Genomic DNA, 14714 nt, shown 5'->3' with positions numbered 1-14714 from the left:
ATGTTACTATCATTGATGTTAATGCTTTTTCTTACAGATTGTAGCGATAATACACCATCCAATCCTGAAAATAAAGGTCAGGAAATTATAGATGGAACAGGGAACGAAAACGGAGAAAATAACGGCAATAAGGAAACACACCTGACAACAAACGACTATGTTCGTGATATTGTAAACCATCCTGCATTTGAAGGCTTTGGGGAATTGCTCCTAACTTATGATAACAATACTTCTTATTACGATACACGCCTTTCAAATGTTGGTTCACTTATGCCATATCACGGGAATATAAGACCTGATATCGTTTTAGACGCTGTAAATTACCTAATTGATGAAGTTGGGCAGGGGAAAACAATCTTTTATGATATATACACCGAGCAGCAAAAACAGCAAAATCCGGCAAAAAGAAATACCGGAATATTTTTCTATAGGGGAAATCCGAATGCTCCTTTTGCAGTGGTTTGTCCCGGTGGAGGCTTCTCGTATATCGGTTCATTACACGAGGGTTTTCCTTTGACAAAGCGAATAAGCGAATTAGGTTTGAACGCATTTGTAATACGATACCGTATCGGTAGTGAACAATATGCTACCGAAGATTTGGCGACAGCAATATCTTATATATTCCGCAATGCTAAAACACTTGGTGTCAGTATTAATGATTATTCTGTCTGGGGAGGATCGGCAGGAGCACGTATGGCGGGCAATATAGCCTTGAGTGGTGTTGCTGCATATGGCGGAGATAATCTCCCAAAACCTGCAACGGCTGTAATTGCCTATACCGGGCAAGCAAGTTATTCAAGTGATTTTTCTCCTGCGTTTATAACGGTTGCAGCCAACGATGGAATAGCCAATGTAAATACAGTTGAAAGGCGTGTCGAAAATCTTCGCAGTGCAGGTGTGGAAGTAGAATATCGCAGATATCAAAGTGCAGGGCACGGATTCAGTCTTGGCACAGGAACAGATGCCGAAGGATGGCTCGATTTAGCAGTTCGTTTCTGGCAAAAACATATTAGGGAATAAAACAGGTAAATATGAGAATTTAAATAATCCATAAAACGTATATCATGGAAAAAGGAATATTCAAAAACAGTATAAAAACATCATCTTTAGTGCTGGGGATATTAATTATAAGTCTAAATTGTTTGCATGCACAAACAGCAAAGTATGATGAAGGCACAAAACAGGAACTCATTAATCTATCCAAACAAAAATGGGAATGGATGGCAGAACGCAATGTAGATTCTTTAGATGTTCTCTTTCACGAAGAGGCTGTATTTATCCATATGGGTGGAACGATGAATAAAAAACAGGAACTCAATACCATAAAAAGTGGAGGAATCCATTATAAACATGCAGAAATAAAAGAGACATCCGTCCGCTTTGTTGATAATACGGCTATCATTTTAGACAGGATTCGCCTGACTGCCGTTGTCGGTGGCAACGAGGTTGTCAATCCTTTTATGGTTACGGAAATATATGTATTGATAGACGGTAAATGGAAATTAGGTTCACTTTCATTTACCAGATTACTCGGTGATTAATAGCTAACAATACAACAAGATGAGAAAAATAAATTTATACATAGGAATAATTATTCTGTTATTGGGAATATCAGGTAACATAAATGCACAGGATAAGATGTTGACAAAAAAGCAAGAAAAAATAATTACCATCTCAGCTTTTGCAGCTAAAGGAGAATTGGATAAATTGAAAATAGAGCTAAATGCAGGGCTTGATGCAGAATTAACAGTCAATGAAATAAAAGAAGTATTGGTACATCTTTATGCCTATAGTGGATTTCCTCGAAGTATTCGTGGACTGCAAACATTAATGAGCGTCCTTGACCAACGAAAAGCCAACGCCATAAATGATAATTGGGGACGTGAAGCATCGCCCATAACAGACACACGTGACAAATACGAACGTGGCAAAAAAATCTTGGCGGAGCTTTCCGGAGTGACAATACAGGGAAGACCACAAACGGGCTATGCCGCATTTAGTCCTGAAATAGAAACTTTTCTGAAAGAACATCTGTTCGCCGATATATTTGAACGTGATGTATTGACCTATGCTCAACGGGAAATGGTTACGGTATCGGTAATTGCTGCTCTCGGAGGACTTGAACCGATGTTAAGTTCTCACATGAATTTATCTTTGAATGTCGGTATAACTCCTGAACAACTAAATCAACTAATCAATATAATAGAAATAAATGTCGGCAAAAAAGAAGCAGATGCAGCCGGAACCGTGTTGAAAGAGGTACTACAAAGCAAAGGTTTAAACTCTGATTTTAACACCTCAAAAATGGGAAATGGTATAAGGATAGAAAAAATCTCTTTTCTAAACCGTTTCCATAATAATGTTGTCGGTAATTTATATTTTCCTCTCAATTATGATGCGAACAAGAAATATGCTGCAATTATTATAGGGCATCCTTTTGGCGGGGTAAAGGAGCAAACATCCGGATTACACGCACAGAAAATGGCGGAACTGGGTTATATAACTCTTGCTTTCGATGCTTCCCATTATGGAGAAAGCGGCGGATACCCTCGTTATATAGAATCACCTGAGACACGTGTAGAAGATTTCAGTGCAGCAGTAGATTTTCTGAGCAATCATAAAAATGTAAAAACAGAGGCTATCGGGGTAATAGGTATTTGCGGCGGTGGCGGCTATTCTGTGAGTGCGGCACAAATAGACCACAGGATAAAAGCTGTGGCTACAATTAGTATGTATGATATGGGACGTGCCCGCAGGCAAGGTTTAGGAGATGTAATTACTTATGACCAACGCATGAAGACATTGGACGAAATAGGAGAACAACGCACAAGAGAATTTAAAGGTGAATCCAGAAAAGATATTGCTGCAATTCCTACCGTACTCAGTGAAAACGATACAGAAAATACAAAAGAGTTTTTCGATTATTACAGGACACCTCGTGGCGGACATCCTAACTCTACTACCAGTTATTCATATACAAGCCTTGCACCGATGATGAATTTCTTTCCATTTATCCAGATTGAAACAATTTCGCCCCGTCCGCTTCTGTTTATCGTTGGTGAACGTGCTGTATCTGCTTATTTTAGTGAGGACGCATACAGCAAAGCGGCAGAACCAAAGGAGTTATATATCGTGCCCGGTGCATCGCATGTTGACCTGTATGACAGACCTGAATATACGGCTGTATCACTGTCAAAGCTCGATTCATTCTTTAAACAATATCTTAAATAAATCAATATAGTATGAAGAAAATTAATATAGCTATAATAGTAATAATGGGAGTTATCTTGCTATCGTGTTGTAACTTCAATACAAAGAATAATGAATTGATTTTTGAAAAAGGAGAAAAGATTACCAATTCCAATTTTACGGGTAATGCATGGCTCATGGATTTAATCTCTGCTGATAGTCTGAATCAGAATGCTGTGGGAAGCGTGACCTTTGAACCTGGTGCAAGAACAAACTGGCATTCTCATCCGGCGGGGCAAATCATACTGGCTATAGGAGGTATAGGCTATTATCAGGAGAAAGGAAAGCCGATAGAAACAATTCATAAAGGAGAAGTAGTAAAATGCCCTCATAATATACCACACTGGCATGGGGCAAGCCCCGATAGTGAATTTATACAAGTCGCAATTACAGGAAGAGAAAATGGTACTACGGTGTGGTTCGATCCTGTCACCGACGAAGAATACAATAGCTATGATAACAAATAATGTAATATTAGTGGTAAGTCTATTGAAAATAACCAAAAAATTTTCCTGCACCGAAACCCCTATTTCGCAGATTCAAAATAGGGGTGGGGGCTACCCTATTAGTTAGCTTTCGGTAGTTGACACTTCGACTGCATCAAAGTTGTTTATCAACATTTGAACTGCCGGATTCAATCTAATCATGTTCTTTAAGTCATCACTTACACTATACTGTTCCGCTTGTGGCTCTTCTTCGGGTGTTTCCGGTTCTATTGCCTGTTTTTTATTTAATATCCTGTCAATCAAATAATCTCCTAAATCATAACCATTTGCTTTTTCCTCATCCGTACAATTATCCTCCAACATTGTGGAAACCATAACCAATAAGCCCGCCTTTGTCGCCTCATCAGCTATTTTAGTCCATTTTTTGAAAGCTAATCCGGTAGTCGAAGTATCAGGAAACAAGACAATATTCCAACCTCTCAATGGCTTTAATTTCTCCACATTCAGCCAATCCAATGCACCCGCAGCCATCCATATATGTTCCGGCATACATCCGGCGGCAATGATAGCTGACTTCTCCGATTCGCAAATACATACAGTCTTACCGATATTATTTTTTGAACGGATAAGATGCAAACCAAACAGGCACATTTGCAGATTATAGGGATTAGGTAAATTAGGCTTTATTTTCTTATCTCCATGATATAAATAAACACCTTGTCGTTTCCCTGTTTCCCTATCGTATTTCTGTACTTTAGCTGTCCGGCATTTGCCTTGTTCATCTATTTGAGGGAACACAACCGCCATATCTTCCGTACATCCGATAAAGTAAGGGTCTATTGTCTTTTTTATCGTTTCCCAATCGAATAGGTTAAACAGAAAATAAACAAAATTGCTGTTTCGTGTATTTGCTCTTTCATCTATGTATTTTAATGGTATATAGCTTATTGGATTGGTTGTCACTTCTGGTATCGGTTTAACGCTCTTATAGTCAGGTCTAATAGTCGGATGTTCATTAAACCATTCTCTCGGCTTTTTATGGTAGCCGCATTTTTCGATTCGGTCACACCTTCCGACTGATTCATGGATTATAGCACCGTTCCCATTTATCCGGTAATATACGAATGACATTTTACCACAATTCGGACAGATATACTTTCTGCTTCCTTTTTCAAGTTCAAATCTATTATTCATGTGTATTTGATATTAGATGAAAAAAATGTTTTATTCTCCCTGCATAAACTACATTTACTACATGGTTTATGTAGCAAATGCAGAATATGTAAGTAATTGGAAACTTATTTTTTAGCATAAATAACGTTTCCCTGTGTTTTCCTTTTCATCTCAAAACCCAACATTTTAAGCCTTTCAGATATTGTCCGCAATGAACAAGCCCTATATCCGTTATCATTACAATATACCCTGTACTCGTTGTATAATAGCTTCAACGGTATATCCTCATCAACAGAAGGTTTGTAGTTCTCATCCTCGATGAACATTGCCACGCTATCCGATTCTTTACGGTAGGCATTTACCTGTTCCATTACCAGAGCCGATTGTGTGAATTTCTTTTGTATTATCAGCCGTTTCAACCCCTCTAATATCCAATTAAATACACCGCTTAATTCATTATTGATGATTTTTTTGGCAAGTTCGGGGTCTTGTTCCGCTTCGGGAATAGTAACCAGAAAAGGGATAATGATAAACCGCCGGAAAAAAGCGTTTGTCTGTTCTACTTCTCTCGGCAACTCATTACAATTAAACATCAGCTTGCCGTAATCCTTCATTGTAAAAGGTTTACCGTATATCTGCCTTGCCTCAACAGGCTCACCGCTTACCAACTGTTTAAATATGGACGTTTCCAGTTTGCCGTTTATTTCACTTGCATAATTAAGTAGCTTATTTGATAGTTCGGCTCTTTGGTAACTGTCATATTTGGTAAGGTTTTGTAAAGAATAGGAACATATATTTTCCTCTCCCAATATGGCATTTATTATCTCAAAGAGTACACTTTTACCGTTTGCCCCGCTTCCATAGAGAATTAATGCTTTCTCCAATTTGAGGCTATCCAAAAATACATACCCTAAATATTCACTTAATACCTTCCGGCAATCCTCGTCGGGCAACACCCTGTTCAGGTATTGGAAAAACAACGGGCATTTAGCATCCGGTCTATACTCAAAAGGAAGCTGATATTTAATAAAATCCTCCCGTTTCGGTAGCCTTAACAGTTGTCTATTTCCTGATATTTCAAATGTCCCGTTCAGTAAGTTTATCATAATGCTATCTTTCTTCTCCGGTGTCGGTAAATTGGAAGATGATATAAATTGCTTGTATAGCTCATCTTTAAAAGCATGGTATTTTGCATCGAATACAGGAACACCCATTTTTATGGCGGCATTGGCAAGAAACGGTTTAAAGTCTTCCGTATCAATCACCTGCCAATAAGCACCGTTATAAACATATATAAAGCCGTTCTTTGTACATAACCCCCAATTATTGTCTATTGCTATACTTAATATCTTTTCTGTGGCAATGACAAGATAAAGCTTGCGTGTTATTTTCTCGTCTGCTTCTAATCCGGCTATTTCCCGAAAATTTACGCTATGTATCTGATTTAGTAACTCATTCAATATAGTTTGGTATGACTTACCTTTATACTGCTCTTTTTTTCGCTGTTCCAATTCAGAATTACACATTGATATTTCTTGCCTTACTTTTAATGTAGCATCCATCAGTTGTGTATCTCCCATAATATTAGTATCTTTAGATTGATTTTCAGCCCCTTGCCATCCTTCGGCGGGGGCGTTGTGTTTTTCTGTCATTACTTACGTCCTCCTTCAATTAATGATTTCACTTCCGACATTTTGTATCTCCGCTTTCCTCCGACCTTCACAGGTATGAGATACTTTCTCTTTTCCCATCTCCATAGTGTAGATAAATCAATGTTTAACAATTCGGTGACTTGCTTTGCGTCAATGTAGTGTTCGGCTTTTTCGGCTATCACAGCCTTTTCCAGTTCACGTTTGGTGTCGGCGATAACTTCCTTATGCCATTCCCTTAAATCATTAGCCGATATAGCCAATGTAACGTTTGTGCCTGAACTCAAAATCTCTTTTAGATCCATTGTGTTGTGTTAGTTGTGTAAAAAAAATAGCCCAACATTTTTCCTGTTAAAGAAAAACATTGGGCTTTGTGCCTCTGTATTCGTTTTATGCGAATATTATACTACAAATATAACAATAAATTCAATGAAATGCAACATCCTAATTTTAGGGTGTAATGTATCTGATTTCAACCTATTGTAAAGTATTACTATTTGTATATATTTTGCCAAGCTTTAGCCATCAACTCCGCATGTTCGCTTTGCTTAACCTTGATATATTTCAAAAAACTTTTTTCAGTCTTATGCCCGCTAATACTCATTATCATTAAAGTAGGTAGACCCCTCTTATACATATTCGTACAAAAAGACCTCCGTCCGGTATGGCTCGATACAAGTTTCCATTTAGGGTGTTGGCTCGTTTCTAATTTACCGCCTATTGTAGTTGTCACAAGCTCTACAGAGTTGATTCCCGCTAATTTTGCAACCTCTTTGATATATTCATTAAACCGTTGGTTGGTTATCGGCTCAGGCAGATTAAAATTGTATTTTTCCAATATTTCCAATACTACAGGATGCAAAGGTATTGTAACTTTAGTATTTGTCTTTTGTTGTCGGAAAGTTATAAACCCGTCTTTTATATCTGTCTTACCAACTTTCTCCAGATCGCTAAACCTGCAACCCGTCCAAGCCAATAGCAAAAACCAATCCCGCACACGGTCTAAATAAGGTGACTTACTAAAATCTTTATCTTTTAATTGTTGTAGTTCAGTTTCTGTTAAGTACACAGTGTCAACTTCTTCTGTAAATACATGGAAACTATTATAGTAATTTGATGTATTTATTCCCTGCATTGTAGCCTCATTAAGCATCAGTTTTAAGATACGGATATGTTTACCGACACTATTAGCTGTGAACGCTTCCTTTAGTAAAACAGGTTTATTATTTTCATCAATCTTCGGTTTTCCGTTTTCGTCTATGGCTTGTATTTCGTTTTGCAAATAAGCAGTAAAGCCATCATAAAATAATTGGTTAATCTCATCAAACCTAAAATCTTTCTTTCTTATTTTGGCTGCAAATGCCTTTAGGTGCTTTTCCGTTGCCTTGTATTGTTGTATATTATTATATGTCAATAATCGTCCTGTCGTTTTGTCTTTCCTGTTTGGTGCATCAGCAATAAACTGTTCCGTAAATTTGAAAAGGGTATCTATTTTTAACTGAGGTTTATATTTCTCAGGATATAAAGCTTTATCAACCGCAGTATCCAACCATTCCGAAGTAAGCCCTTCTTTGTTCATTTCTAAATTATACACCTTTAATATCAATGCCTTTCTATCATTGACGGCGGTGTTTAGTTTTTGTCTTGCTTCTTCATTATATAATACCCGCTTTTTGATACACTGTTCTTTATTATCCCATACATCAGGCTTAACAACCAACTCACTTACATGAAAAATCTGTACACTTCTACCATCGGATAATCGAAAACGGATAGTAACTTCATTGTTATTTTTACTTGTTCGGATAAATGCTTTTACGGTTGCCATATTATTTAGATTTAATGGTTGTGCAAATATAATAAATTTGCACAACATAATCGCAATAACATAAGATTATTTTCTATTAAATGCAATTAGTTTTTTATATATAAAACATTGTATATTATTTATTTATAATATAAATATGCTATATTTGAAGTAATTATAATTTTACAATAATCGCATCTGGTTAGTCCTGTCCATACCGCCAGTAATTCAAGCAATTACAAGTAAACCTCAGAGAATCAAACGATTCCTGAGGTCTTTCTTTTGCCCTAAAGTGCCATTTAGGGCATAATAAAGCATCAAAAACGAGGATTACGAGGTGGAGCAAAATTTAAAATAAAAAGTCCACTAAAAAGTCCACCACGCAGAGTTTTATTCAATGATTATCAGCGTTTTACGTAATTATCAAGAAGTGCATAGTCAGTAATTTTGCAAACAAAAAAAGCTATGTACGAATCATTGTCAAACACCAAATTGAATGTTTTATTCTTCACTAAGAAAACCAAACTATTAAAAAATGGCGAAGCTCCTATCTGTATGCGCATTACAGTAGATTCAGAGCGAACCGAAATCATGATTAAACGCTCTGTTTTACCTAATAAATGGAATCAGGCTAAAGAATGTGCGACGGCAAACAATGCTGCTGCACGTGAAGTCAACCATTTTATAGAAGTCTACCAGACTAAGGTTTTTAAAATTTTCCGTCAAATGGAAATGGACGGACGGGAAATAACGGCACGTACTATTGCCTATATTATGCAAGGTCGAGAAGACCCGGACAAACCGAAAACACTTATCGACATTTTTTCAGAACATAATACGCAAGTCCATTCGCTGATTGGAGTAGATTATGCCGAAGTAACCGCCAAGAAATTCGACACCTATCTTTTAAGATTGAAAGAATATCTGGCTTCTGAATACAGGACAGAGGATATGCCAATTAGCAGTGTGGATAATTTGTTTGTGCGGAACTATGACCTGTTCCTTAAAACGCAATGCGGTTGCCACCATAATTCCGCTATCAAACATCTGAAGAACCTGAAAAAGATCGTCCGTATTGCTATGGCTAATGGCTGGGTGCAGAAAGACCCGTTTTTCGGAATTAAGTTTATCGAACAGGAAACTCACGTCGAATTTCTTACAAAAGAAGAGCTTGCCACATTAATCAATACAGAGTTTACGATTCCGCAACACAATCAGGTGCGGGATATTTTTGTCTTTTGCACGTTCACCGGACTTGCCTTCGCTGATGTAAAAACCTTAAAACCGGAACATATCAAGGAAGATAACGACGGTCAGCTATGGATTCGCAAGCCTCGTCAGAAAACCGGAGTAATGTGTAATATTCCACTTATTCCGCAAGCTGTAAAGTTGATAGAAAAATATAAGAATCATCCCCATTGCGTTGTCCGTGAGGTTGTTCTGCCTGTATTCAGCAACATCTGCATGAACGATTATCTTAGGGATATTGCCAGATTGTGTAACTTCAATAAGCCGCTGACCTGTCACATAGCCCGTCATACGGCGGCTACGGTAGTGTTTTTAGCGAATAAAGTTTCAATGGAAAATGTAGCCAAAATACTCGGCCACAAGAATACGAAAATGACACAGCGATATGCAAAAGTGCTTGACGGCTCAATTAAGCGGGATATGGAAAACGTGATTAAGGCGATGGATTTCTAATTAATCTATTCACATTTTCATTCGAAAATTCCGAATATAAAATCACAAAAGCCGCAGAGACTAATCTTGCGGCTTTTGTTGTTATCTATAGGATTTACGATAATTGGCTTCCAGTATCTTCTCTACATCCGATTCCCGGTAGAGAATCTTTGCCCCTATCTGATAGTAAGGGATTCTCCCCTCATTGCAATATTCCTGTAATGCCCTCCGGCTTATCTTCAATCGCTCTGACAATTCCTTGTCTGTTATATACCTCTCCCCGTTCAGTATAGGCTTACTGTTAATTCTCATCTTCTCCAAATTATCAAGCATATGGTCGATCGAAGAAAAAAACTCTACTATGCGGGGAGTGTTTTTAGTGATAAGGCTGTTTGCTTCATTATCTGAATACCTGCTATTCATTTGACATCTCCTTTCCTTCCGCTACTTTTTTAATAAGGCTCTGTACATCTTCTGCTTTATAGTAAACCTTGTGTCCGACCATCGTAAAGGCAATCTGCCTGCTATCACGAAGTGTCTGAAGTTTACGTTTGCTGATATTCAGAATCACACATACATCCTGACCGTCTAACCAACTGCCTATTACTTTGCTCTCATTTTGTTCAGATAAAGCATCCAACCTTTGATAATGACTGTCTTTGTTCGTTCTATTTTAATATTCGAGAAATTAGCCTTTTCAATTTCGCCGAGATAATCTTCCCGTTGTATGGCACTGGCAATACAACCTGCATACATAGACGCATTATCAGTAAATTCCTTAGGGAATACACCATTAAGAACAACATCGGAAATACAGAAGTGACCGCCTTTTTTCAGTACGCGATATATTTCTTTGAAAATCCTGTTCTTTTCAGGCAGTAGATTTAACACACAATTACTCACCACGACATCTATCGAATTGTCGGGCAACGGCATATTTTCAATATCTCCTTCAATAAATTCCACATTAGTATAACCTCTTTTTACAGCGTTCTTTCGTGCTTTTTCTAACATTTGAGGAGAAAAATCAATTCCTATTACTTTTCCTTTTTCTCCAACTTCTGCACGAGCTATAAAACAATCATTACCTGCCCCGGAACCCAGATCTAAAACAGTATCTCCTTCTTTTATTCCCGCATATTGAGTAGGCAATCCACAACCTACACCTAAATCGGCATCGGCTTCGTATCCTTTTAATTTTGTATAGTCTTCACTCATAATAGTGAAAACCTTTTTAGATGGGCTTGCAGGGCTTGTGCCGCAACAACAGCCTGATTTTAAGGCATCACCGGTTAAAGCCAATTCGCTATAACGTTGTTTTACTAATTCTTTTTTCTTTTGATTATCGTTCATGATTGATATATTTTTCTGTTTAACTCTTTGCCAGTTTCAATATCCGCAAAGCTCCCCTGATAACAATCGCGAATACAATACTACCTATTACCAAGTCGGGGATAACACTATCCAGGAACCAGACAGCTACTCCGGCAAGTATAACTCCTGTATTTATTATGACATCGTTGGATGAAAATATCAGGCTTGCCTGAATGTGAGCGTCCTTGCTTTTTGTTTTTTGAAGAATGAGCAAACAAGCTAAATTTGCAATAAGGGCAAGTATGGATATTACGATCATTGTTTCAAAATGAGGTATCTCTTCGATGCCTATAAACCGTTTGATTACTTCTATAAAACCCAATACAGCCAATAGAATTTGGAAATAACCGCTTATTAAAGCGACTTTCTTCTTTCGGGCTACTGCTGCTCCCACAGCAAAAAGGCTCAGAGTATAAACGAAAGCATCAGCCAACATATCCAGACTGTCGGCGACCAATCCCATCGATTTGGAAATAATACCCGTTGCCATTTCAATAACGAAGAAAGCAAAATTGATTATCAACACAGTCCACAAGGCTTTTCGCTGTTTTTTATCTTCGCCATTCTGTTCGATATACTCTGTTTCTGTATTTTCCAATAAGGTAGAGCCTAAATCTAAATCAGCGATAGTCGATTCAATTTGAGCAATATCGTTCGTATGGATAATAGTCAATATTCTATCTGCTAAGTCATATTCCTGACGAATGATATTATCTATATCCTCTAATTTCAGGCGTATGAGGTTTTCCTCACAGGGGCAATCCATCTTTTCTATTTTGAAAACAGCCTTATATATGGTACTCATTTATAATATTTTTTTCTTAGCCAAAAGGCTATATTCACCAATAGAATTAATACAGGTACTTCGACAAGCGGACCAACCACGCCTGCAAAGGCTTGCCCGCTATGTAAGCCGAACACGCCGATAGTAACTGCAATGGCGAGTTCAAAATTGTTGCCTGTGGCTGTGAAGGCTATTGAAGCATTTTTGTCGTAAGAAGTTCCCATTAGTTTGCCAGCAAAGAAGCTAAGGAAAAACATCACTACAAAATAGATCAGCAACGGAATAGCAATCCGCACCACATCTAACGGTATTTGTAGAATCAGTTCACCTTTCAGACTGAACATTAATACAATGGTAAATAACAGGGCTATCAGGGTAATAGGCGAAATGGCAGGAATAAACTTTTCTTTGTACCATTGTTCCTCTTTGATTTTAACCAATATCAGACGGCTAAAAACCCCCATAAGAAAAGGAATACCTAAATAGATGGCGACTGTTTCTGCTATCGTACCTATGGATATATCCACTATCGCACCCTCGAAACCGAATAATGGCGGTAGTTTTGTCACGAATATCCACGCATAGAAACTGTAAAAGAACACCTGAAAGATACTGTTCAAGGCAACGAGCCCTGCACCGTATTCAGTATTACCTTCTGCCAGATCGTTCCATACAAGCACCATTGCGATACATCTTGCCAGACCTATCAGGATAACGCCTACCATATATTCGGGATAATCGTGTAAAAACAGAATAGCAAGTATAAACATTAATACAGGCCCGATAATCCAATTCAGGATGAGAGAAATAGATAAAATCTTTACGTTGGAAAACACTTTCGGCAGTTGTTTGTAATCCACTTTTGCCAATGGAGGGTACATCATCAGGATAAGACCGATTGCCAGAGGAATGTTTGTTGTCCCACTCGACATGGAATCTATATAACTGCTGAAAGAAGGAATAAAATATCCCAATCCCACACCGATAGCCATTGCAAGAAATATCCAAAGGGTTAAGTTTTTATCCAGGAAACTCATTTTCTTTTTACTCATAGCCTTTTATCTTGTTTGTGTAGAGCTCGTAAAATGCTTTTTTGATTTCATCCCTTACCCGGATATATTCGGATTGTATAAATTCTGGTGTTCCTGTTGCTTCGGAAGGGTCATCAAAACCGATATGTAAACGGTTCTTTACTTTACCGGCAAATGCAGGGCAACTCTCATTAGCTCCGCCACAAACAGTTATCACATAATCCCACTCATCATTTATGTGTAAATTTATATCATCAGATGTATGGTGTGAAATATCCACTCCTGCATCCTGCATTACTTCTATTGCTTTAGGATTCACCTTTCCGCTTGCTTTTGTTCCTGCGGAATAGACCAATAGTTTAGGATCGAAAGATTGCAGGAACCCGTGTGCCATCTGGCTACGGCAACTATTGCCTGTACAAAGAATAAGAATCTTTGGTGGTATCTGGTTTATCACAATCTGCCAATGCCCTACATCACGCCATTGGTTAAACTTCCAGCCTATTTCTTTCATGTGCGATGCCTGTTTGAACCCGAATTTTTCATGCAGACGTACACTATTTTCATTAGGAATACATATTCCTGCTATCAGGGCGTGTATATCACCTTTATATATTTCTTTGAAAAGATGTTGATAAAGAATAGTCCCAAGCCCTTTACCGTGCATATCTTTATCAAGATATACGGTTACTTCCTTTGTAGAAGAGTAAGCACAACGGTTGTTCCAGTTATGCAGGTAACAATAGCCTGCAATCCTGCTGTCAATCTCTCCTACATAGTAAGGAAAGCCTTCATCTAAAAATCCTTTTATGCGTTGCTTCATTTCACCTTCGCTTACGGCTGCCGTTTCAAAGGTGATGGCTGTATTTTCGATATAATAATTATAAATCCTGCAAATTTCTTTTGCATCTTCCAATGTTACTTTCCTTATTTTCATATTATATGATATTATAATTCGTAACCATACGTACAATTCGCAAATAGACGAACTTATGGAGTAAAATTTTTATTTGTTGCCACAACTTTCTTCATTATTGATTTCAACGAACAATGCAGAAAACAAGTTTTTTGCTTTTTGCCAGTTTTCTTCATTGATACAGTATTTAACTGTCGGCAATGTAATTGTTCCCTGTATTAATCCGGCATCTTTCAACTCATTCAAATGCTGTGAAAGGGTGCTTTTGGCAATGGGTAGTACCTCAGACATATCGCCATGATAACAGCATGACTGATTGGCTAACATTTCCAGAATAGCTATACGAATAGGATGCCCTAATGCTTTTGCGAAGCGTGCAAGCTGTTCTTGCTCGGCTGTTAATTCTTTCTTTGACATAACTACTTATATTTATAGTTCGCAAATATACGAATAATATTTAATTCGCAATATTACGAATAATATTTTAATCTTTTGAATATTGATTAATATAGTAGGAAATTATATGGCTTATCATTTTTAATAACAGCAAATATCCGGATATAAAATTTGCAAACCATTTTTATTGCAAATCAAACTAAATATAC

At 37.6% G+C, this 14714-nt stretch carries 16 protein-coding genes and 1 pseudogene; 5 read left to right on the top strand and 12 right to left on the bottom strand.

Translation table 11 applies throughout. The features are described 5' to 3' along the window. The 4 genes from JGH11_RS15015 to JGH11_RS15000 form a co-directional block, all read left to right on the top strand. On the top strand, nucleotides 1-1020 hold a 1020-nt coding region (locus JGH11_RS15015; RefSeq protein ID WP_236264018.1), incomplete at its 5' end, for an alpha/beta hydrolase. A 44-nt stretch (nucleotides 1021-1064) separates the two neighbouring features. Beyond that, nucleotides 1065-1541 (top strand): nuclear transport factor 2 family protein, encoded by a 477-nt coding sequence (locus JGH11_RS15010; RefSeq protein ID WP_201113165.1) that lies wholly within the window; start codon nucleotides 1065-1067, stop codon nucleotides 1539-1541. A gap of 19 nt (nucleotides 1542-1560) precedes the next feature. Next, nucleotides 1561-3231: a carboxymuconolactone decarboxylase family protein gene (locus tag JGH11_RS15005; RefSeq protein WP_201113162.1), complete on the top strand. Its 1671-nt coding sequence runs from the start codon at nucleotides 1561-1563 to the stop codon at nucleotides 3229-3231. Between the two features lie 11 nt (nucleotides 3232-3242). After that, a complete protein-coding gene (locus JGH11_RS15000; RefSeq protein ID WP_201113160.1) occupies nucleotides 3243-3716 on the top strand; it encodes a cupin domain-containing protein in 474 nt (157 codons plus the stop codon). Between the two features lie 102 nt (nucleotides 3717-3818). Here JGH11_RS15000 and JGH11_RS14995 read toward each other — a convergent pair whose 3' ends face one another. The 4 genes from JGH11_RS14995 to JGH11_RS14980 all read right to left on the bottom strand — a co-directional run bounded on the left by JGH11_RS14995 (nucleotide 3819) and on the right by JGH11_RS14980 (nucleotide 8345). Continuing rightward, nucleotides 3819-4889, bottom strand: a complete 1071-nt coding sequence (locus JGH11_RS14995) for a DUF6371 domain-containing protein (RefSeq protein ID WP_201113159.1) — start codon at nucleotides 4887-4889, stop codon at nucleotides 3819-3821. Nucleotides 4890-4993: 104 nt separating this feature from the next. Beyond that, nucleotides 4994-6520 (bottom strand): phage/plasmid primase, P4 family, encoded by a 1527-nt coding sequence (locus tag JGH11_RS14990; protein WP_236264017.1) that lies wholly within the window; start codon nucleotides 6518-6520, stop codon nucleotides 4994-4996. After that, a complete protein-coding gene (locus JGH11_RS14985) occupies nucleotides 6520-6822 on the bottom strand; it encodes a helix-turn-helix domain-containing protein (protein ID WP_201113158.1) in 303 nt (100 codons plus the stop codon). Before JGH11_RS14985 ends, JGH11_RS14990 begins: the two co-directional genes overlap by 1 nt. Nucleotides 6823-7010: 188 nt before the next feature. After that, nucleotides 7011-8345 (bottom strand): site-specific integrase, encoded by a 1335-nt coding sequence (locus tag JGH11_RS14980; protein WP_201113157.1) that lies wholly within the window; start codon nucleotides 8343-8345, stop codon nucleotides 7011-7013. A 444-nt stretch (nucleotides 8346-8789) separates the two neighbouring features. Here JGH11_RS14980 and JGH11_RS14975 point away from each other — a divergent pair, with 444 nt between their 5' ends. After that, nucleotides 8790-10025 (top strand): site-specific integrase, encoded by a 1236-nt coding sequence (locus JGH11_RS14975; RefSeq protein ID WP_201113156.1) that lies wholly within the window; start codon nucleotides 8790-8792, stop codon nucleotides 10023-10025. Between the two features lie 81 nt (nucleotides 10026-10106). Here the strand turns inward: JGH11_RS14975 and JGH11_RS14970 are convergent, their stop codons facing one another. From JGH11_RS14970 to JGH11_RS14940, 8 genes and pseudogenes are all read right to left on the bottom strand, one after another. After that, a complete protein-coding gene (locus tag JGH11_RS14970; protein WP_201113155.1) occupies nucleotides 10107-10427 on the bottom strand; it encodes a helix-turn-helix domain-containing protein in 321 nt (106 codons plus the stop codon). Next, a complete protein-coding gene (locus JGH11_RS14965) occupies nucleotides 10420-10644 on the bottom strand; it encodes a helix-turn-helix domain-containing protein (RefSeq protein ID WP_201113154.1) in 225 nt (74 codons plus the stop codon). Before JGH11_RS14965 ends, JGH11_RS14970 begins: the two co-directional genes overlap by 8 nt. Then, nucleotides 10608-11357: an arsenite methyltransferase gene (gene arsM, locus JGH11_RS14960; protein WP_201113153.1), complete on the bottom strand. Its 750-nt coding sequence runs from the start codon at nucleotides 11355-11357 to the stop codon at nucleotides 10608-10610. Before arsM ends, JGH11_RS14965 begins: the two co-directional genes overlap by 37 nt. A gap of 19 nt (nucleotides 11358-11376) precedes the next feature. Then, nucleotides 11377-12183, bottom strand: a complete 807-nt coding sequence (locus JGH11_RS14955; protein ID WP_236264016.1) for a cation transporter — start codon at nucleotides 12181-12183, stop codon at nucleotides 11377-11379. Further along, nucleotides 12180-13214 (bottom strand): ACR3 family arsenite efflux transporter, encoded by a 1035-nt coding sequence (arsB, locus tag JGH11_RS14950; RefSeq protein WP_201113152.1) that lies wholly within the window; start codon nucleotides 13212-13214, stop codon nucleotides 12180-12182. Before arsB ends, JGH11_RS14955 begins: the two co-directional genes overlap by 4 nt. Then, on the bottom strand, nucleotides 13207-13638 hold the full coding sequence (locus tag JGH11_RS20280) for an arsenate reductase ArsC (protein ID WP_370567605.1): 432 nt from the start codon (nucleotides 13636-13638) through the stop codon (nucleotides 13207-13209). The genes arsB and JGH11_RS20280 overlap by 8 nt, the downstream gene beginning before the upstream one ends. Before the next feature lie 42 nt (nucleotides 13639-13680). Continuing rightward, nucleotides 13681-14130: pseudogene (locus JGH11_RS20275) on the bottom strand (N-acetyltransferase family protein); the annotation flags it as partial. 69 nt (nucleotides 14131-14199) lie between these two features. Next, the gene (locus JGH11_RS14940; RefSeq protein WP_201113150.1) at nucleotides 14200-14526 is read right to left on the bottom strand and encodes a helix-turn-helix transcriptional regulator; all 327 of its coding nucleotides are present in this window, start codon (nucleotides 14524-14526) and stop codon (nucleotides 14200-14202) included. Nucleotides 14527-14714 lie beyond the last annotated feature (188 nt).

This window comes from Dysgonomonas sp. Marseille-P4677, from assembly GCF_016652235.1.
Classification (GTDB): domain Bacteria; phylum Bacteroidota; class Bacteroidia; order Bacteroidales; family Dysgonomonadaceae; genus Dysgonomonas.
Note: the sequence above shows the minus strand (reverse complement) of the source record. Positions and strands in the feature narration are given on the sequence as shown.